This window comes from Nocardioides sp. AN3, assembly GCF_054653495.1.
Genome location: NZ_BAAIGC010000037.1, coordinates 1 through 19,347, shown reverse-complemented (window position 1 = coordinate 19,347; position 19,347 = coordinate 1). Strand labels below are relative to the sequence as shown.

16 protein-coding genes are annotated in these 19,347 nt (G+C 65.6%); 7 read left to right on the top strand and 9 right to left on the bottom strand.

Features of this window, described 5'->3' with window-relative positions; translation table 11 throughout:
* The first annotated feature begins 27 nt into the window (after positions 1-27).
* The 5 genes from ACYQ1K_RS24800 (at position 28) to ACYQ1K_RS24780 (ending at position 6,930) form a co-directional block, all read left to right on the top strand.
* A complete protein-coding gene (locus ACYQ1K_RS24800; RefSeq protein ID WP_459986146.1) occupies positions 28-1,239 on the top strand; it encodes an LLM class flavin-dependent oxidoreductase in 1,212 nt (403 codons plus the stop codon).
* Positions 1,236-3,131 carry a 2-oxoacid:acceptor oxidoreductase subunit alpha gene (locus ACYQ1K_RS24795; protein ID WP_459986144.1) on the top strand — a complete coding sequence of 632 codons (1,896 nt, stop codon included), beginning with the start codon at positions 1,236-1,238 and terminating at the stop codon, positions 3,129-3,131. Before ACYQ1K_RS24800 ends, ACYQ1K_RS24795 begins: the two co-directional genes overlap by 4 nt.
* A gap of 3 nt (positions 3,132-3,134) precedes the next feature.
* Positions 3,135-3,449 (top strand): ferredoxin, encoded by a 315-nt coding sequence (fdxA, locus tag ACYQ1K_RS24790; protein WP_459986141.1) that lies wholly within the window; start codon positions 3,135-3,137, stop codon positions 3,447-3,449.
* 1 nt (position 3,450) lies between these two features.
* The gene (locus tag ACYQ1K_RS24785; protein WP_459986139.1) at positions 3,451-4,482 is read left to right on the top strand and encodes a 2-oxoacid:ferredoxin oxidoreductase subunit beta; all 1,032 of its coding nucleotides are present in this window, start codon (positions 3,451-3,453) and stop codon (positions 4,480-4,482) included.
* A gap of 369 nt (positions 4,483-4,851) precedes the next feature.
* Positions 4,852-6,930: an ATP-binding protein gene (locus tag ACYQ1K_RS24780; RefSeq protein WP_459986138.1), complete on the top strand. Its 2,079-nt coding sequence runs from the start codon at positions 4,852-4,854 to the stop codon at positions 6,928-6,930.
* An 11-nt stretch (positions 6,931-6,941) separates the two neighbouring features.
* On the opposite strand, the gene ACYQ1K_RS24775 is transcribed toward ACYQ1K_RS24780, so the two are convergent.
* Positions 6,942-8,957, bottom strand: coding sequence for an oxidoreductase (locus tag ACYQ1K_RS24775; RefSeq protein ID WP_459986137.1), 2,016 nt, complete (start codon positions 8,955-8,957; stop codon positions 6,942-6,944).
* On the opposite strand from ACYQ1K_RS24775, the gene ACYQ1K_RS24770 reads away from it, so the two are divergent.
* Positions 8,943-9,623, top strand: coding sequence for a TetR/AcrR family transcriptional regulator (locus ACYQ1K_RS24770; RefSeq protein WP_459986136.1), 681 nt, complete (start codon positions 8,943-8,945; stop codon positions 9,621-9,623). The two genes, ACYQ1K_RS24775 and ACYQ1K_RS24770, sit on opposite strands and share 15 nt — an antisense overlap.
* Before the next feature lie 113 nt (positions 9,624-9,736).
* Here the strand turns inward: ACYQ1K_RS24770 and ACYQ1K_RS24765 are convergent, their stop codons facing one another.
* Together ACYQ1K_RS24765 and ACYQ1K_RS24760 are read right to left on the bottom strand one after the other, a co-directional pair.
* Positions 9,737-10,084 carry a DUF2255 family protein gene (locus ACYQ1K_RS24765; protein ID WP_459986135.1) on the bottom strand — a complete coding sequence of 116 codons (348 nt, stop codon included), beginning with the start codon at positions 10,082-10,084 and terminating at the stop codon, positions 9,737-9,739.
* Entirely contained in the window at positions 10,081-10,968 is an 888-nt protein-coding gene (locus ACYQ1K_RS24760; RefSeq protein WP_459986133.1) for a helix-turn-helix domain-containing protein, read from the bottom strand. The genes ACYQ1K_RS24765 and ACYQ1K_RS24760 overlap by 4 nt, the downstream gene beginning before the upstream one ends.
* A 178-nt stretch (positions 10,969-11,146) precedes the next feature.
* Here ACYQ1K_RS24760 and ACYQ1K_RS24755 point away from each other — a divergent pair, with 178 nt between their 5' ends.
* On the top strand, positions 11,147-12,079 hold the full coding sequence (locus ACYQ1K_RS24755) for an alpha/beta hydrolase (RefSeq protein WP_459986132.1): 933 nt from the start codon (positions 11,147-11,149) through the stop codon (positions 12,077-12,079).
* Between the two features lie 1,040 nt (positions 12,080-13,119).
* Here the strand turns inward: ACYQ1K_RS24755 and ACYQ1K_RS24750 are convergent.
* From ACYQ1K_RS24750 to ACYQ1K_RS24725, 6 genes are all read right to left on the bottom strand, one after another.
* Positions 13,120-14,937 (bottom strand): phosphoenolpyruvate carboxykinase (GTP), encoded by a 1,818-nt coding sequence (locus tag ACYQ1K_RS24750; RefSeq protein WP_459986131.1) that lies wholly within the window; start codon positions 14,935-14,937, stop codon positions 13,120-13,122.
* Positions 14,938-15,101: 164 nt separating this feature from the next.
* A complete protein-coding gene (gene add / locus ACYQ1K_RS24745; protein WP_459986129.1) occupies positions 15,102-16,145 on the bottom strand; it encodes an adenosine deaminase in 1,044 nt (347 codons plus the stop codon).
* A gap of 47 nt (positions 16,146-16,192) precedes the next feature.
* Positions 16,193-17,221, bottom strand: coding sequence for a sugar ABC transporter substrate-binding protein (locus tag ACYQ1K_RS24740; RefSeq protein WP_459986128.1), 1,029 nt, complete (start codon positions 17,219-17,221; stop codon positions 16,193-16,195).
* 336 nt (positions 17,222-17,557) lie between these two features.
* Positions 17,558-17,719, bottom strand: coding sequence for a hypothetical protein (locus ACYQ1K_RS24735; RefSeq protein ID WP_459986126.1), 162 nt, complete (start codon positions 17,717-17,719; stop codon positions 17,558-17,560).
* A gap of 68 nt (positions 17,720-17,787) precedes the next feature.
* Positions 17,788-18,525 (bottom strand): GntR family transcriptional regulator, encoded by a 738-nt coding sequence (locus tag ACYQ1K_RS24730; protein WP_459986124.1) that lies wholly within the window; start codon positions 18,523-18,525, stop codon positions 17,788-17,790.
* 145 nt (positions 18,526-18,670) lie between these two features.
* A complete protein-coding gene (locus ACYQ1K_RS24725; protein WP_459986122.1) occupies positions 18,671-19,327 on the bottom strand; it encodes a GTP cyclohydrolase II in 657 nt (218 codons plus the stop codon).
* Positions 19,328-19,347: the final 20 nt, after the last annotated feature.

Sequence of the window (19,347 nt, the reverse complement as noted above, 5' to 3'; positions counted from 1 at the left end):
GTCGCCGCAGACACGAAAGAGGACCTGATGCACACGACTGACTCCGGACGCCCGAACCTTCGATTCGGCCTGTTCATGCCGCCGTACCACAACCCGCGGCGCAACCCGACCTCGTTCATCGAGCAGGACCTGCGTCATGTGGAGGAACTCGACCGCCTCGGCTACGACGAGGTCTGGTTCGGCGAGCACCACAGCGGAGGCTACGAGACCATCCCCTCGCCCGAGATCATGATCGCGGCCGCATCTCAGCGGACCCGCCAGATCGACCTGTGTAGCGGCGTCATCTCACTTCCGTACCACCACCCGCTCATGGTCGCCGACCGGATCGTCTTCCTCGACCACCTGGCGCGCGGGCGGGTCCGCATCGGCGTGGGCCCCGGAGCACTCGTCGCCGACTCCCAGATGATGGGTATGGACTACAACCTCCTCCGTCCGCGCATGGAGGAGTCGCTCGACGCACTCCTTGAGCTGCTTGACACTCCGGGCCCCGTGAACCGAAAGACCGAGTGGTTCACTTTGGACGACGCCCGTCTCCAACTGTCGAGCTACACGCGGCCCCGTGTTCGCATCTCGGTCGCGGCCGCACTCTCCCCCTCTGGGCCGAAGCTCGCCGGCCGCTACGGTCTCGGCCTGCTGTCCATCGGCGGAACCTCCGAGCAGCAGGTCGACCTGCTCCGGGGAACCTGGGACATCACCACAGCTGAGGCCGAGGAGCACGGCCAGACGGTCGAGCGCGGCCAGTGGGCGATCGTCGGCAACATGTACATAGCCGACTCAGAGGAGCAGGCACTCGAGGACACCCGCTACGGGTTGCGCGAGTTCATGGACTACCGCCACGTCGTCACGCCCATGAAGATGATCGCGCCCGGCGAACATGTCAGCCACGAGGAGCTCGTGCGCCGGGTGAACGAGTCGGGCTACGGCTGTATCGGCGGCCCCGAGCGAGCGATCGCCTATATCCAGCGGATCATCGATCTCACCGGAGGGTTCGGCACGTTCCTGCTGACCGGCCACGACTGGGCCAATGCGCGCGACACCAGCCGGATGTACGAACTTCTCGCCGAGCAGGTCTTCCCGTACTTCAAGGAGGGCAGCGACGCCGGCATGAAGTCGTACCTGTGGACCAAGGAGCGCAAGGACGGGTTCAGTGAGCGATTCCATGCCGGCATCGCGAAGGCCAAGGACGACTACGCCACCCAGAAGCCGCGCTCGACTTTCGACGAGCGGGTGACCCTGTGACTGAGACTCTGGCCTCCAAGGAGGTCAAGCGCATCGAGAGGGCCGTCGTCCGAATCGCCGGCGACTCCGGCGACGGTATGCAACTGACCGGTGACTGGTTCACCCAAGAGAGCGCATCTTTCGGCAACGACCTCTCGACGCTGCCGAACTTCCCGGCTGAGATCCGTGCACCTCAGGGGACGCTTGCCGGCGTGTCCTCGTTCCAGCTCCACTTCGCCGACTACGACATCCTCACTCCAGGTGACCGCCCGGACGTCCTCGTCGCCATGAATCCGGCGGCTCTCAAGGCCAACCTCGGCGACATGCCGGCTGGCGGCACGATCGTGGTCGACACGCACGGGTTCAACGCCCGGGCGCTCGCGAAGATCGGCTGGGCGGCCAACCCGCTGGAAGATGGGACTCTCGAGAACTATCTCGTCCATGCGTACGACATCACCCAGCTGACCTTAAATGCCGTCGAGGGCACCGGTCTGTCCCGCAAGGCAGCATCGCGATCGAAGAACATGTTCGCCCTCGGCCTCCTGTTCTGGATGTACTCACGCCCGACCGAGGGCGCACGCAACCTCATCAGCCGAAAGTTCGCATCGAAGCCCGACGTTCTGGCCGCGAACCTTGCCGCTTTCCAGGCCGGATGGAACTTCGGTGAGACGACCGAGGCCTTCTCGATCAGCTATGAGGTCAAGCCCGCTGCGCTGGCCGCCGGGACGTACAGAAACATCACAGGCAACACGGCACTGGCCTACGGCCTGATCGCTGCCTCCCGGCGGGCTGCCATGCCGCTGTTCCTCGGCGCCTATCCCATCACACCGGCATCCGACATCCTGCACGAGCTGTCCAAGCACAAAGACCTGGGCGTACGCACGTTCCAGGCCGAGGACGAGATCGCAGCGATCGGCGCAGCACTCGGAGCCTCCTTCGGCGGCGCACTCGGTGTCACCACGTCGTCGGGTCCGGGCATCGCCCTCAAGGCTGAGACCATCGGGCTGGCCGTCTCACTCGAACTGCCCCTTGTGATCGTCGACGTGCAGCGCGGTGGACCCTCCACCGGTCTCCCGACGAAGACCGAGCAGTCCGATCTCCTCCAGGCGATGTACGGCCGGAACGGCGAGGCACCTGTGCCCGTCATTGCTGCTCAGTCCCCCGGCGATTGCTTCTACGTTGCGCTCGAGGCAGCCCGGATCGCGGTCACCTACCGGACACCGGTGTTTCTGCTCTCCGACGGATATCTGGCCAACGGCTCAGAGCCGTGGCGTGTGCCCCAGCTCGGCGACCTTCCGCCGATCGAACCCCGGTTCGCGACAGCACCCAACGGCGAAGATGGCAAGTTCCTCCCGTACAAACGCGATGTGGAGACCCTTGCTCGAGCGTGGGCAATCCCCGGTACCGCCGGCCTTGAGCATCGGGTCGGCGGGATCGAGAAGGCAGATCTCACCGGCGAGATCAGCTACGACGCCGACAACCACGAACTAATGACGCGCACCCGTCAGGCGAAGGTCGACGGGGTCGCGGCCTCGATCGGACCCCTCACGGTCGACGACCCCGCCGGCGCTGCCGACGTACTCGTCGTGGGCTGGGGGTCGACCTTTGGTCCGATCGGTGCGGCGTGCCGCCGAGTTCGCGGCACTGGCACGCCGATCGCGCAGCTGCACCTACGACACCTCAATCCCCTCCCCGACGACCTCGGCGAGATCGTGGGGCGCTACCGCCGAGTCGTGGTGCCCGAGATGAACCTGGGCCAGCTGACGCATTTGCTCCGGGCCAGATACCTCATCGATCCGCTGCCGATCACGCAGGTGCGCGGCCAGCCGTTCAAGGCCGAACAGCTCGCCGCAGCCCTGGCCCACGTCGTGCAGCACGACTCGCTTCCGCACCACATCACCAAGGAGAGCTGACCCATGGCGTACGTAGTCGCCGAGCCCTGCATCGATGTTCTGGACCGAGCCTGCGTGGACGAATGTCCCGTCGACTGCCTGTATGAGGGCGAACGAATGATGTACATCCACCCCGACGAGTGCGTCGACTGCGGCGCTTGCGAGCCGGTCTGTCCCGTGGAGGCCATCTTCTACGACGACGACCTCCCGTCAACATGGGCTCCGTTCCGCCAAGCGAACTCGCAGTTCTTCGTACAGATCGGCTCGCCCGGTGGCGCACGATCGGTCGGCGTGACCAACAACGACCCCGAGTTCATCACCGCGCAGGAGAGGGCGTGAGATGACGACCACGGACCTGCAGCTCTCACTGTCGGCGAAGGACCTCAAGACCGATCAGGAGGTGAGGTGGTGCCCCGGGTGCGGAGACTACGCCATTCTCGCCGCGGTCCAGGGTTTCATGCCGGAGATGGGAATCGCGCGAGAGAACATCGTGTTCGTCTCCGGGATCGGGTGCTCGTCTCGGTTCCCTTATTACATGAACACATACGGCATGCACTCGATCCATGGCCGTGCCCCGGCGATCGCGACCGGACTGGCCACGTCTCGACCTGATCTTTCGGTCTGGGTCGTGACAGGCGACGGTGACTCGCTCTCGATCGGCGGCAACCACCTTATTCACGCGCTCCGGCGCAACGTGAATCTCAAGATCCTGCTCTTCAACAACCAGATCTACGGACTGACGAAGGGTCAGTACTCCCCGACCTCCGAGATCGGCAAGGTCACCAAGTCGACCCCGCAGGGGTCACTGGACCGCCCGTTCAACCCGGTCTCGATCGCCTTGGGCGCCGAGGCCACATTCGTCGCACGGACGATCGACTCGGACCGCAGTCATCTGACCTCGGTTCTCCGCGCTGCGGCCCAACATGATGGCACCGCCCTGGTCGAGATCTACCAGAATTGCAACATCTTCAACGACGGCGCATTCGATCTCCTGAAAGACCCCGCCACCCGCGACGAGTACACGATCCGGCTCGAGCACGGGAAGCCGATCAGGTTCGGTCGGGACCACACCTCGGCGGTGGTCCGAGGGGAGATCGGGCTGCCTGAGCTTGCACGCGACGTCGCGCCCGACGATCCGCGGGTCCTGGTCCATGACGCCCGAACCGAGAACTCAGCCCTGCCGTACGCACTGTCGCGCCTGTCGAGCACGGGGCCCGGCTACACCCCGATCGGGGTCTTCAGGTCGGTCACGCACCCCACCTACGACCGACTCATGGCAGCCCAGGTAGACGCTGTCCGGGTGCCGGAGTCAGACATGGACCGTGCGATCAACAGGCTTCTCGCCGGCCCAGAGACGTGGCTCATGAGCTAGTTCATGAGCAAGCGCTGGCGATCCGTCGGCCGGCAGAAGAGTGCCTCCGACGAGGCTCGGGAACACGACCACTTCAATGTTCACACGACCCCCGTGTGAGCGTAAGGTGACGGGACGATGTCTAGGACGCTTCGCAGGGAAAACCTGCCATCAGATGTCACGACGCTGGTTGGTCGACGAAGAGAGCTCGACAGCGCAGCCCGACACCTGTCGGAGTCCCGGCTCGTCACCCTGGTTGGCACGGGTGGCGTCGGCAAGAGTCGGCTGGCATTAGCTGTTGGGCAGCGGCTGAGAAGAGGCTTCGCCGACGGCGTCTGGCTCGTCGAGCTCGCCGAGCTGACGAGATCTGAACTCCTTGCGGTAAGCGTCATGCACGTTCTCGCGCCCGATCACGTGGGCGAGTCCGAGGACGATCTCGTCGGCTATGTAGGTGACAAGCAGTTACTGCTCATCCTCGACAACTGTGAGCACCTGGGCGACTCGCCGGCCAAGCTCGTGGACCAGCTCCTTCGGCACTGCCCCAACGCGCGCGTCCTCGCGACCAGCCGCGAGGCCTTACGGATGCCGGGTGAGACGCTCTACGAAATTCCGCCGCTCAGTGTCCCCCCGGCCGACGAAGTGACCACCCGCGAGCGAGCGCGGTCGTTCGAGTCGGTCGAGCTGTTCTGCGAACGCGCGGCGGCAGCCGCGCCGTGGTTCGTGCTCACCGACGAGAATCTCCCTCAGATCCTCGCGATCTGCCGCCTGCTGGACGGCCTCCCACTTGCCGTGGAGCTCGCTGCGATGGGCATGCGCACGCTGACGCCTGAGCAGTTGCTCGAGCGCTATGACCGTATCTATCGGGTGCTCACACACGGGAGCCGAGCGGTTGCGCCACGACACCAGACGCTCCTGGCCGCGGTCAGTTGGAGCCATGACCTCTGCAGCCCAGAGGCGCGCGAGCTGTGGGCTCGGCTTTCCTGCTTCTCCGGGGGAATCGATCTCGAGGCCGCCGAACGTGTCTGCGGCTTCGAGCCGCTGACCGAGGACGAGGTGCTGCCGTACCTGACCGAGCTGGTCGAGAAGTCGGTCGTCACGTTCGATGGCACGCAGTACAAGATGCTGGAGACCCTCAGGCAGTTCGGCCGGCAGCGCCTCAACGACGGCGGTTCCGCTCCTCAGCTCGACGACAAACACTTCGAGTACGTCCTGGACTTGGCCCGGCGACTGGAAGCGTCGTGGTTCGGCTCCCATCAGCGAGTCATCCTCGATGAAGTCCGAAGAAATCTGGCGAACCTCCGCAAGGCGCTGAGCCACGCTGAGAGCTCTCCCGAGCTCCACAGCGCCGCTCTCGAGGTCCTGATCTCCCTGTGGTCCTACTGGATCCCCTGTGGGCAGCAGCGCGAGGGGCGCCACTGGTTCAACGTCTTCCTCGCTTCTGCGACCGACAGCACGCCGGGCCTCGTCGCCGCTCGGTGGGTGAATGGCTACCTCGCGACGATCGAGGGCGCACCCCGGGAATGCTTCGACCAGGTTGACGCCGGTATCGCGCTGGCAGAGCGCCTCGGGGATCGAACCGGACTCGCTCGAAACCTCCACGTCCGCGGCCTGATGAAGCTCCTGATCATCGACGTCCACGCTGCGCTCGACGACCTGCGCACTGCTGTCGAGCTGGAACGAGAACTCGGCCCGCACAACCCGTACCTCGCCCCACCACTGAACAGCCTCGGCGCCGCGCTGTGCTACGAGGAACAGGTGGACGAAGCGGTCGCGGTACTCACCGAGGAAGTGGAGCTCAGCACCCTTCACGGCGAACAGTGGATGGGCTCGTGGGCCACCCTGTTCCTCGGCCTGGCGGATTGGATCCGGGGCCGTCCCGACGACGCGACGACACGACTGCGCGCCGCATTGTCCGCCAAATGGCCGCTGGGCGACCTCGTCGGATCTGCGAACGCGATCGAAATGCTCGGTTGGACCGCTTTAGAACGCGGAGACGCACCCTCTGCGGCACGGCTTCTCGGCGGCAGCCGACGCCTCTTCGAGCCTCTGGGTCTACACCTCCTGGGCTTCACCCGCCTGAAGGACTGGAGCGAGGATTGTGCTCGCCGCGTCGAGGACCAGCTGGGAACGGCAAAGTTCCGTAAGGAGTTCGACGCGGGACTCCACATGGACACAGAGGATCTCATCGCCTTCGCGCTCGGCAAGGCCCTCACCGTCGTCGCACGGCCGAAGGACGACGGACCTTTTCCTCTGACTCCTCGAGAGAAGGAGATCGCGGCCCGCGTCGCCGAAGGGAAGACGAATCGCGAGATCGCCGCGGAGCTGGTCATCTCCCAGCGCACGGTCGACGGGCATGTCGAGCGCATCCTGACGAAGCTCGGCGTCGGATCGCGTACGAAACTGGCCCTGATCTTCAGCCAGTCCAACAACAGCGCCACGGCCACGCCAGAAGCCGCAGACTCGGCCTGAGCCCTCACCCGTCAGAGGAGCGCCGCGAGCCTGGTGCCTTGGCGGATCGCACGCTTGGCGTCCAACTCGACGGCAAGCTCGGCGCCACCGATCAAGTGGGTGGTGGCACCGGGGCCGAGCGCGTCGTACACCGCACGGACGGACTCCTGGCCGGCGCAGATGATGACGTGGTCGACCACCAGCACCTGTTGTGCGAGCGTGCCGTCGGGGTCGGTCACGGTGATGTGGAGGCCGTCGTCATCGATGAGGTTGTAGGACGCCCCGATGATTTCGTGTACGCCCGCCTGCTTGAGCACCGCGCGGTGCGCCCAGCCCGAAGTCTTGCCGAGGCCGACGCCGATCGGGGTGGTCTTGCGCTGGAGCAGCCAGACCTCGCGGGGCGAGCTGCGCGAGGTTGGCTCACCCAGACCGCCGCGGTGGACCGCCTGGTCTGCGACTCCCCAGAACCCCTTCCACTCATCCGTTGTAGCTTCCTGGTGGGTGAGGAAATGACATATGTCGACGCCGATCCCGCCCGCTCCGATGACGGCGACGCGCTCGCCGGGAACGACCGTGCCGTCAAGGACGTCGGCGTATGAGACGACCGTGTGGTGGTCGATTCCTGGGATGGCCGGGATACGCGGCTCGACGCCAGTCGACACCACGACCTCATCGAAGTCGGCAAGGTCGGCCGGCCTGACCTCGGTCCTGAGTCGTACGTCGACCCCAAGCACCTCGAGCCGGCGGCCGTAGTAGCGGACTGTGTCCTTGAAGTCCTCCTTGCCGGGGACCTGCATGGCGAGCCGGAACTGGCCCCCAATCGCCGGAAGCTTGTCGAACAGCGTGACGTCGTGGCCGCGCTCGGCGGTCGAGACTGCGGCGGCCAGGCCGGCAGGGCCGGCGCCGACGACCGCAACGCGCTTCTTGGTCCGGGTCGGGGTCAGCACGAGCTCGGTCTCGTAGCAGGCCCGCGGGTTGACCAGGCAGGTGTTCCGCTTGCCGGCGAAGACGTGGTCGAGGCAGGCCTGGTTGCAGGCGATGCAGGTGTTGATCTCGTCGACGCGCCCCTCTGCGACCTTCCTCATGAACTCGGGGTCGGCCAGCATCGGGCGCGCCATCGAGATCAGATCGGCGTGTCCGTCGGCGAGGATCTGTTCGGCGACATCGGGGGTATTGATGCGGTTTGACGCGACGACCGGCACCGTGACGATCGCCTTGAGGCGCGCGGTGCTGTCGACCCAGGCTGCCCGCGGGACCTGCGTGATGATCGTCGGGACCTGGGTCTCGTGCCAGCCGATGCCGGTGTTGAGAATGTCGATACCCGCCTCCTCCAGCGCCAGCGCCAGCGTTGCGACCTCATCCCAGGTCTGGCCGCCCTCGACCAGGTCGAGCAGCGAGATCCGATACTGCAGCAGGAAGTGGGGACCGACGAGGTCGCGGGTGCGGCGTACGACCTCAAGCGGGAAGCGCATGCGGCGCTCGACCGTGCCGCCCCACGCGTCATCGCGCTGGTTGGTGCGCGCGGCGAGGAACTGGTTGATCAGGTAGCCCTCCGAGCCCATGATCTCAACGCCGTCGTAGCCGGCGTCCTTCGCCAGCCGCGCGCATTCCGCGAACGCCGTTGCCGTGCGGTCGACCGCGGCCTCCGTGAGCGCCGCCGGCTTGAACCGGGTGATCGGCGATCGGACCGCCGACGGAGCGACGTTGTCCCGGTGGGCGCTGTAGCGGCCCCCGTGCAGCACTTGGAGCAGAATCTTGACGTCGTGCTCGTGGACGGCCTCGGTGATCGTACGGTGGGCCTTCGCCTGATCTGCGGTGCGGAACGTGGCGTCACCGTGGGCGAAGAGCGCGCCCGCACGGTCCGGCGAGAAGCCACCTGTGACGATGAGTCCGACGCCTCCCGCGGCACGTGCGGCGAAGAAGGCAGCCAGGGCCGGCACGTCGTCGAGGGACTCCTCCATGCCGGTGTGCATGGACCCCATGACGAGGCGATTGCGCAGCCTGTGCGTACCGACGATGAACGGTGAGAGCAGATGGTCGAAGCCCACAATAGGAGCATACCACTCGGAATACCATCTGGAATAGGGGAATATGTGGCGGTGCCCACCGCCGCCGATGTTGTCCGGACGCAGCTTCTCGACGCTGCTGCACGCCTGCTTGCGGAAGGCGGCCCCCAGACGTTCTCCACGCGCAACGTCGCGGCCCTCTCCGGCGTCTCCAAGATGGGCATCTACACGCACTTCGGATCCCTCGGTGCCCTGGCGCATGCGGTCGTCGACGAAGGGTTCCGGCGCCTCGCGGAGCGCATCGCCGCGGTGGTCCGCTCCGGCGACGTTCGTGCTGACCTCGTGGCGATCTCGCTCGCCTTCGTCGACCACGCCCGGGAGAACCCGAACCTGTACCGCGTGATGTTCGGCAGTGCGCCCCTCGGCCGGTTCGGTGCGGTCACACAGGACGAGATGACCCAGGGGAGCCGCGGCACCCTCGACGAGGTCGTGGTGGTGATCCAACATGGCATCGACAGCGGCGACTTCTCCCCTGGCTCGGCATGGAGGCGAGCGAATCAATGGTTCTGCGCCGTTCACGGCTACGCGATGCTGGAGCTGAGCGGCTTCATCACTGGGGGTGGCGGGCCCACCAAGGTCCTCCTACCTCTGCTGAACGGCATGTTCGCCGGCTTCGCAACCCGCGATCCCGACAGTGGCGCGAGATGACGATGCAGAATTGGCGGGTTGGACGTGCTCCAAACCCTCCGGATGTCGCGGGACGGGTGTTGCTCACGTCGCTCAGCCCTTGCAGGGCGCCGAGCCCCGTTGCCGGCCCGGAATCAGCGTGGCGCGATCTGCACAGTGGCCGCCTGGGCGTGCGGAGTCGCGATGAGGCCTGCGGCCTCGCCGTACTTCGACCTGTACTCGGCTTCGATCCCGCTGGTCTGGCTGCTCGGCGCAGAGAAGGTGACCGAACGGGTCCACATACCACACGCGATCTGACCGATACCGAGCTCGATAGCCCTGCGATACCAGCCGGACGAGGGGCCGCGGAACGAGCGAACGTACAGCTCGCCGTCGACAACGACCATGCCGAGCTCAACCGACTCTGTGGTGCAGGCGCCCGCGGTCAAGAAGAGGGAATGGGAGGTGGTCAGTTCGTTCAGCTCCTCCGCTCCCCAGCTCATGCCTCGCTCCGCTGCGCAGGTGCCTGCTGGGAAGTAGAGCGATGGACAGCGCTCCATGACGACAGAATGCGAAGGGCGTCGTCCGATGGCGTGCCTGCGGGTGCCGTGAGGATCATCAGCCGCTGCCCGTTGCCGTCCGGGCTCTGCCAGGTGTCACAGTCGAGGGTGAGGTCGCCGACGACCGGATGTCGATACCTCTTGGTCCCGTAGCTGGCCGAGTTGACCCGGTGCTCGGCCCACCATGATCGGAAGTCGTCGTCGCGCACCGACATCTCCCCCACGAGGACTGCCAGCTCCGGATCGTCAGGATCTGTGGCGGCCTCCATGCGAAGCGCTGCGACGGCATCGCGGGCGTCGTGCTCCCACTCGAGGTGCATCGCGCGGATCGCGGGATGGATGAACATCAGCCGCACGTAGTTGCGTTCCGCGGGAGGAATCGCCGCGAAGTCGGTGAACAGGGCAGCGGCAGACCTGTTCCAGTCGAGCACGTGAAGTCGCTTTCCGAGCACGATTGCCGGCGTCGAGCCGAGCTGGTCAAGGAGACGCCGGACGGCTGGTCGGACCTTCTGGGCTGTCCGGCGTCGCCGCGGCATCGAGTCCACCTTGCCGGCGATCTCATAGAGGTACGCCTGCTGGTCCTCGGTAAGGCGAAGGGCGCGCACGAGGGTCGACAACACCGTGGCCGAGGCCTTGACGCGTCCCTGCTCGAGCCGGGTGTAGTAGTCGACGCTGATAGCCGCCAATAACGCGACCTCCTCTCGTCGCAGGCCAGCGACCTTGCGGCGCTCGACGGGCTCGGGGAGGCCAGCGTCGCGCGGGCTCAACCGTGCTCGGCAGGCTTTGAGGAAGTCTCCGAGGTCGCGGGGATCGGGTGATCGGTCCATGTGCAGATTCTCGACCTTGCACCGGCTCCGGTTGGAGGGGAGAGATCCTTCCCAGGCAAACACTCGCCTCTTTCTTGGCTCGTTGTCCGAGGGGAAGTTGGTCTCACGCCGCGGCGATCGCCCGGCTCGGGCCCCCTGGATCACGGGGTTCCTTTCGAAACGTGAACGGAGCAACTGAATGACGACCAAGCTTGATGTCACCTTCGAGAGCTCAGGCATCTCGATCGCGGCCCATCTCTTCCTGCCGGACATCGCAGAGCTGGGAGGTCTCCCGGGCATCGTCGTCGGGCATCCGGGAGCGTCGGTCAAGGAGCAATCGTCCGGACTGTACGCCGAGCGCCTGGCACAGCGGGGCCTCGTGACCGTCGCTTTCGACGCGGCGTACCAGGGGGCCAGCGGCGGCATGCCGCGCGGCTTGGAGGACCCGGCGCAGCGCATCGAGGACATCAAGTCGGCGGTCTCCTTCCTGACGACGCGACCCGAGGTCGACGCTGCTCGGATCGGCGTGCTCGGCGTATGTGCGTCGGGCGGCTACTCGCTGCCAGCGACGGCGAGCGACCACCGGATCAAGGCGGTTGCGACGGTGAGCGCCGCTGATGTCGCCCGGCAGTTCCGACTGGGCGCGGATGGATCTCAGGATCCGGCCGTCTTCCAGGGCATGCTCGACGCTGCCGCGGAGGCGCGAACGGCTGCGGCGCGCCGAGAGGGTCCAGGCGTCCTGCCGCTGTTCCCTAGGGACGCCGAGCAGGCCCGCGCCATGGGTGGCGAGCACGGGGTCGAGGGATACGAGTACTACTGCACCCCCCGTGGTCAGCACGAGCGCGGCGCCACGTTCTTCGACTGGACGAGCGTCGACAAGATGGCGACCTTCGACGCCTTCTCGCAGATCGCGCTGATCGGCCAGCGGCCGCTGCTGATGGTCGTGGGGACGCGTGCCGTCACAGGGTGGATGAGTATCGCGGCGTTCCAGCTGGCCACCGGCCCGAAGGAGCTGTTCTGGATCGACGGTGCCAGCCACGTCGACCTCTACGACCGCGAGCCCCACGTCACCGCAGCCGTGGACCGGATAGTGCCATTCTTCCAGGACGGCCTCCAGGCAGGTCACGCCTGACGGCGCGGGCCGCGGGTGGGTACGCACGCGCACCTCCCCCGGCTCCGCGGACAGGACACCACGAGGTCCCGAAGCACCACGCCTTCACGCCACGGCCCAGCGTCACAAGGCCGCACCAGCCCAAGTCGGAGCCGAAGCCGGGTGCTGCACGGCGAGCTTCCTGAGCGAGAGGGCGGGCTCGAACCCACCGTGCACGACGACCGCACCCGTCGAGCGGCGAGGCGCCCGTCGACGTGCCGGTCGACATCAGGGGCGTGGCCCGGGTCGGGATGAGGGTGGTCTCGGAGGGGACAGAAGGGCGGTCGATGTGCTCCATACGGGCAAGGTGCGCGAGGTGCGCCGAGACCCTCCGAAGGGCGCAGAGCCGGCTGTTCAGCCATACCCGTGTGAACGGATAAGTGCCCCATCAATGCCCACAGGCCATGTCTTTCTCCTCGTGTGAGGATCCGGAACATGGCCCTGACCTGGTGTTTCGGTGGAGCTGAGGGGACTCGAACCCCTGACCCTCTGAAGCGATCGACTTTGTGTACTTTTTTCGGCGAATCTGGATGCTTCTCGGCGAACCCCACTCTGACCTGGGCCGATGCCCCGAATCGGAACAGCGACGACCTCGATGCTATCCCTCGATCTCGGCCTCTTTCGACCCAGTTCGGGCAGTTCCTGCCTTCAAAGTGCCCAATATCCGGCGACCCCCTCTCCGCGAGCAGCGGCCGTATCGGTGTCCGCCACTCGGCGCCGATGGGGCCATCCACAACGCGCCGAGGACCTGCACCCGCGAGGACGCCGGGGCCTGGTTCTCCGACGAGCACCGGCTCATCAGCTCCGGACTCTGGACATCGCCCGCCACGCGTAAGTCAGCAACGCTCGAAGACCAGCAAGCTGAGCGTCTTCCGGCATTCCAAAGCCACTCGCCACCCGCACCAAGGACCACCACCGCGACCTGCTGCGCGACTATCTCGGCCCGAGCTTCGGCCCACTCCCCCGGCGGGAGACACCGGCGGGTCAGGCTCGCGTCTCCTGACCCGCCGCCGGCATGCCAGTCAGATCAGCCGCGAGCGCAGCTCCTCCAGCTGCGTGATCAGGCTCGCGGGAACCCGGTCGGCGCCGACCTTCGCGAACCACTCCTGGATATCGGTGACCTCGTTGCGCCACTCATCCGCATCGACCGCCAAAACGCGCTCGAGCTGTTCGTGGGTGAGGTCCAGTCCTTCGGTATCGATCGACTCCGGGGTGGGGACGAGCCCGATCGGAGTTTCCACTGCGCCCGCGGTGCCGTCGACACGTTCGATGACCCACTTGAGCACTCGGCTGTTGTCGCCGAAGCCCGGCCACAGGAAGCTGCCGTCCTCATCGCGGCGGAACCAGTTGACCTGAAAGATCTTGGGCAGCTTGAGCTCGTCGCCCCCGTTGCCCATCGTGACCCAGTGGTCAAAGTAGTCGCCGGCGTGGTAGCCGATGAAGGGCAGCATGGCCATCGGGTCGCGGCGCACAACGCCGACGGCCCCGGTCGCGGCGGCCGTCGTCTCCGACGACAGTGTCGCACCGATGAAGACGCCGTGGACCCAGTCGCGGGCCTCGTAGACCAACGGGATCGTCGTCTTGCGCCGGCCACCGAAGAGGATCGCAGAGATCGGTACGCCGCGCGGGTCGTCGTACTCGGGCGCAACGATGGGGCACTGCTGGATCGGGGTGCAGAAGCGGCTGTTCGGGTGGCTGGACAGCTCACCGCTGCCCGCGGTCCAGTCGCGCCCTCGCCAGTCCGTCAGGTGGGCCGGCGCTTCCTCGGTCATGCCCTCCCACCAGATGTCGCCGTCGTCTGTGAGGGCGACGTTGGTGAAGATCGAGTTGCCCTCGGCGATGGTGCGCATCGCGTTGGGGTTGGTGTCCCATCCGGTGCCGGGTGCAACGCCAAAGAGCCCAGCCTCGGGGTTTACGGCGTACAGGCGGCCGTCCTCGCCGAACCGCATCCAAGCGATGTCGTCGCCGATCGTCTCGACGGTCCACCCGTCCACGCTGGGCTCGAGCATGGCGAGGTTGGTCTTGCCACAGGCGCTGGGGAAGGCGGCGGCGACGTAGTGGGTCTTCTTCTCGGGTGAGGTCAGCTTGAGGATCAGCATGTGCTCGGCGAGCCAGCCCTCGTCCCGACCCATGACAGAAGCGATCCGAAGGGAGAAGCACTTCTTGCCGAGGAGGGCGTTGCCGCCGTAGCCGGAGCCGAAGCTCCAGATGGTCCGGTCCTCGGGGAACTGGACGATGTACTTGGTGTCGTTGCACGGCCATGCGACATCGGTCGCGTCGTCCTCGAGAGGCGCGCCGACCGAGTGGAGACACGGGACGAAGTCCGCGTCATCGCCCATCCGGTCGAGCACGTCGGCGCCCATGCGGGCCATGATGCGCATCGACACGACGACGTACGCGGAGTCCGTGATCTCGACCCCGAACATGGGCGAGTCCGCCTCGAGGGAGCCCATGCAGAAGGGAATGACATACATCGTGCGACCGCGCATGCTTCCGCGATAGAGCTCCGACATCAGAGCCTTCATCTCGCCCGGGTCCATCCAGTTGTTGGTGGGCCCCGCATCGGACTCGCTACGTGAGCAGATGAAGGTCCGGTCTTCGACGCGCGCGACGTCGGTCGGGTCCGATGCGCACCAGAAGGAGTTCGGCTTCTTCGACTCATTGAGCCTGACCAGCGTGCCGGCTTCTACCAGTTCGTCGGTGAGCCGGGTCCATTCGTCTTCAGAGCCGTCGCACCAGACCACCGTGTCCGGCTGGGTCAGGGCAGCGACTTCGTAGACCCAACTCAAGAGGCGCTCGTTCTTCGTCGGGGCGTGGCCCAGGTCAATCTGGTCGTTCATGTCGTGCCTTTCACGGTTCGGGGTTGTGAAACAACAACTGCCCATCGATCCGACGGGCCTTCCGAGCCAACCCACATATCCGCGCCGTTGCGTCGTGTGTTCTCAGAGGCTGGGTTGGGCCACCGCGCCGTCTCGGGCGACGCGGTGGCCCAGCTTTGTTGCGGCTACGCAGACAGCTGCGCGGTCAGCCCGTCGATCTCAGTCTTGAACGACTTGCGGAGATCGGCCTTCTCGGCGTCGGTGAGCCAGCTGCCCTCAATGGCCGCGAGACTGGCGTCGACCGCCTGCTTCGGCTCGAAGCCAAGTTCGTTGCAGAACTTGACGTACTCAAGCCCTTGGTCGGTGTGGAACATCGTCGGGTCGTCGGAACCCAACGTCACGTTGACCCCGCGCTCGACCATCAGTCGAATCGGATTGGTGAGCGGGGCATCTGGCTCGTCGCTCTCCGGGATCTGCCAGAACGCCCCAGCGGTCGTCGGTGCGCAGGTGAACGGCACCTGCTCGTCGACAACCCGTCGCAGCACCTCAGGATCCTGAGTGACGCGATAGCCGTGGTCGATGCGCTCGCAGCCGAGCTCGTCGAGGCACGTCGTGATCCAGCTGGCCGGTGCATCGTGACTCGTGTGCGCCGTGCGGCGGAAGCCCGCCCGGCCGGCCTGCTGGTAGACACCGGCAAACATCTCAGGCGGGAACGGCAGCTCGTGGTGGTCGATGCCAAGGCCGATCACCTCGTCCTGCCGGTAGGCGATCATCTCGTCGAGCATCGCCTGGGCGACCGCGACCGGCTCCTCACGGTTGATCGAGGGGACGAGCCGGGCGCGGACGCCCAGCTCGGCCTCGGCGCGACGAATCCCGTCTACGAACCCATCCATGATCGTCCGGTATGGAATCCCATTGGCCAGATGGTTCGTCGGGTTGCAGAAGACCTCCGAGTATTTCACGTTGCCCATGACGTACGCATCTTCGAGACACTCGAACGCGATCCGCGCGAAGTCCTCCCGGTCACGAACCGTCTCGCACACGAATGTGTGGCTCACCAGGAACTCGACGAGGGTGTCGTACTCGTAGAGCTTCTGCGGGTCCTCCACCGGCACGTTGAGGTCGTGCTTCTTGGCCAGGTCCAGTGCCGTTTCCAGGCGCATCGCGCCGACGATGTGGTTGTGCAGCTCGACCTTGGGGATCTTGCGCAGATACTCGTCTGAGTTCATTCAAATCACCATCCCTGTTGGATTGACTGAAGTCGGACGCTCGGCGGTCACCCGAGGCCCCAGAGCTTGAGGTATTCCGCAGCGAAGTCCACGTCGCCGTAGACCGCACCGGTGTCAGGGTTCGCGTCTTCAAGGTTCGCCGACGTGAAGGCGCGATTCTCGACCTTAGAGTCCACGGCAGCCGGCTGACCGGTCATCACGCGGAGCACCTGGTCCATCGTGGCCCAGCCCATCCAGACCTCGGGAGACCCCACGATGCCGGTGATGAGCTCCTTGTTCCTGAGGTCAGCCATCGTGGTCTTCGACGCGTTGACCGTGACGATCGAGAGGCGCTTCTCAGCACCCGCCGCCAAGAGGGACGGCTTCATGAGATCGCCCAAGATGGCGAAGACGGGAACAACGAAGTTGAAGCTCGGGTCTTGCCCGATCGCCGTGCCGATGGACGGAACCTCGGTCCCCCACTGCGCGGTCGACGATCCGTACTCCTTGACCTTGCAGCTGGGACAGAGTCGCTTGAGCTCAGACTTGAACCCTTCCGACTCGAGCACCGCAGCTGGCGTATCAGGCACGCCCACGAGTGCCGCGTTGACCTTGCCCTTGCTCTGCGCCACCGCCATGGCGGCCAACTGCTTCCCGAAACAGGTGTAGCAGTACGACGCCTTGCCAACGACACCGATCTCGGCCTGTTTTGCGGTCGGAAGGCCCGGGTCTCCGTCGAAGACGTCGACGACCGGAATGCCCGCAGCCTTGGCGTCCCTGAGGGGCGCAGCCAAGGATTCTGCGGAAAAGCTCATGATCGCGATGGCAGCGGCGTCCTGAGAGATCGCCTGCTGAATCTGACGCGAAGCGGTCGACGTGTCACCCTTGGCGTCGAGCGCGACGATCGTCATGCCGACCTTGTCCGCGGCCGCTTGCATGCCCTTGAGAACGTTCTGCGTGAACTCGTAGCCCAGTGCGGCCGAGATGAAGTAGAGCTTCTTGCCCTGCGCCTTCGTGCCGACGTCGAAGGCCGGCCCTGGGGCGTGGAACTCCAGCGGCTTGATTAGCTGGTCGAGGATCGATTGAGCCTCCGCCACTTTCGCGGCGCTCGCCGATTTGTCGTTCCCGTTGGCGGGACCGCCGGCACAAGCGGTCAGCAGGAGAGCCGTCGCAAGACCGGCAGCAACGGCTGCGGCCCATCGACTCGAGGGCCCGGATGTAATTCGCATCATTCTCCCTGTGTTTCGGATAGGTACTCGGGCCACGACTTAGTCGACAGGTTCAAGTACACGGTGCGGTCAGGCTTCTACCATGACGTATTAGTTATACGAGATACGTATACACGACGTCAATGCTCCGTAGCCCGGAACAAATGGACATCGCCCGCGAGCCATAGGCTCACGGGCGATGAACGGGGCGCTGCTTGCGCGTGCTCAGCGGAAGAAGGGCTCGATGGTGTCGCGCTGACGTTGGTCGGCGATGTAGCGCTCGATCGCGTGGGTGACGATCTCCTCGTCAGTCACGCTAGCGGCCTCCCGCAGGTAACCCATGGCAGATGCCAGGTCAGGTGGTAGTTGGATCTCGATCGCGTTCATCACTGCTCCTTTGGGCTTGCCCCCTTGCGGGAGTCACTCCAGGACAGCCCTCGGGCGAGGCCCTGCCCCTACGACTTCTTGGTGCGCCGACCCTTGGACGCCGTCGGCGCGGCGGGTTCTTCGACCAGCGAGTGCCGGCTCGCGTGACGACGAGCCAGGTCAGCTGCCTTCTGGGCGTCGCCCTTCTCGATGGCATCCACGATGGCTTCGTGCTCGTCAATCGAGGCCTCGACGACCTGGGGCTGGACGACCCAGAGGACCCGCCTGATCCGCTTGTCCAGCATGGAGAGAATCTCCTCGAAGACCGGGTTGCGGGAGCACGCGGCCAACATCATGTGGAACTCCGAGTTGAGCTCTACGAACTTCGGCCGGTCATTGCGCTCGAAGGCCGCTCGGGACTTCCTGACGTTGGACCGCATGGCAGCGATCTCCTTCTCGGTGTGCCTCGACGTCGCCAGGAACGCGCACTCCCCCTCCAGTGGACCTCGCACCTCGCTGAGCACCACCAGCTCATCTTCGGACAGATCCTTGACATGCGCGCCCTGCCGGCCACCCGTCTTCTCGATCCAGCCGGCGGCCTCGAGGGCACTGAGCGCCTCGCGCAATGGGATACGGCTGACGCCGAAGTGATCTGCCAGTCCTTGCTCGTCGAGGCGCTGGCCAGCTGCGAGCTCTCCGCGGATGATCGCGTCCTCGAGAAGGCGGTAGATCTCCCCGCCCAGCGAGGATCGGGGTGCCGGCTTTCCGAGCCCCCCGAGCGCCTTGGGTCGGCTTCCGCCCCGTGATGCTGTCGTCAGTTCGGACATAAGAGTCTCGGCTCCTTGTTGCGCCATGCGGACGTGGTTGCTCTCATCTGGACGAATCCCAGCAACGCGTATTCAGGCTACAGAACACGCGCCACGGTGCAACCATAGACGGCCTGCCCGGCGTAACGCCCTCCTCTCGCGTCCTTCACGCCAACTTTTCGCGGGCAGTCAGATCGTTCGACCAGTGACCGGAGCGCGACATCTTCGCGTACAGGTAGCCCTCGTTCTGCGGCGTCATGAAGTAGCCAGTGTTCCGGACGCCCACGACCCTGATTCCGAAGTCGCTGATCTGCTGCACCTTGGCCGGGTTGTTCGTCAGGAGAGCAACGCTTGTGACGTCCAGGGCTTGGAGCATCTGGCCGACGACGTCATACCGCCGGTCGTCCTCACCGAATCCGAGGAAGCTGTTGGCGGCGTAGGTGTCGAGCCCGCGGTCCTGCACAGCGTAGGCATCGAGCTTGTTGTAGAGACCGATGCCCCGGCCCTCCTGCCGGAGGTAGATCAGGTAGCCACCGACCTCGTGAAGAGTCCGCAGCGCTTCGCGCAACTGCGGACCGCAGTCGCACCTGGTAGAGCCAAAGACGTCCCCGGTCATGCACTCCGAGTGCGGCCGGACCAGGGGCGCCGTCGCTGCGCGGTAGCTGCCCAGCCCGATGGCAAGATGCTCCGCCCCGTCGTTAAGGCCCGTGAACGTCCACACGTCCGAGTCAACGACGGCATCACCGAGGTCGATCGGCATCCTGATGTGCGTGCGCACAGCAGGATCTGCGCGAAGTTCACGGTTGACGACGGGACGGTACATCTCACTGTCCTAGACCGTGG

Bases quoted from the DNA above. Each gene is read 5' to 3' on its own strand.
- ACYQ1K_RS24800 (WP_459986146.1), top strand. From the start codon at position 28: ATGCACACGACTGACTCCGGACGCCCGAACCTTCGATTCGGCCTGTTC.
- fdxA (WP_459986141.1), top strand. From the start codon at position 3,135: ATGGCGTACGTAGTCGCCGAGCCCTGCATCGATGTTCTGGACCGAGCC.
- ACYQ1K_RS24785 (WP_459986139.1), top strand. From the start codon at position 3,451: ATGACGACCACGGACCTGCAGCTCTCACTGTCGGCGAAGGACCTCAAG.
- ACYQ1K_RS24780 (WP_459986138.1), top strand. From the start codon at position 4,852: ATGCACGTTCTCGCGCCCGATCACGTGGGCGAGTCCGAGGACGATCTC.
- ACYQ1K_RS24770 (WP_459986136.1), top strand. From the start codon at position 8,943: ATGGTCGAAGCCCACAATAGGAGCATACCACTCGGAATACCATCTGGA.
- ACYQ1K_RS24765 (WP_459986135.1), bottom strand. From the start codon at position 10,084: ATGAGCTGGGGAGCGGAGGAGCTGAACGAACTGACCACCTCCCATTCC.
- ACYQ1K_RS24760 (WP_459986133.1), bottom strand. From the start codon at position 10,968: ATGGACCGATCACCCGATCCCCGCGACCTCGGAGACTTCCTCAAAGCC.
- ACYQ1K_RS24755 (WP_459986132.1), top strand. From the start codon at position 11,147: ATGACGACCAAGCTTGATGTCACCTTCGAGAGCTCAGGCATCTCGATC.
- ACYQ1K_RS24750 (WP_459986131.1), bottom strand. From the start codon at position 14,937: ATGAACGACCAGATTGACCTGGGCCACGCCCCGACGAAGAACGAGCGC.
- add (WP_459986129.1), bottom strand. From the start codon at position 16,145: ATGAACTCAGACGAGTATCTGCGCAAGATCCCCAAGGTCGAGCTGCAC.
- ACYQ1K_RS24735 (WP_459986126.1), bottom strand. From the start codon at position 17,719: ATGAACGCGATCGAGATCCAACTACCACCTGACCTGGCATCTGCCATG.
- ACYQ1K_RS24730 (WP_459986124.1), bottom strand. From the start codon at position 18,525: ATGTCCGAACTGACGACAGCATCACGGGGCGGAAGCCGACCCAAGGCG.
- ACYQ1K_RS24725 (WP_459986122.1), bottom strand. From the start codon at position 19,327: ATGTACCGTCCCGTCGTCAACCGTGAACTTCGCGCAGATCCTGCTGTG.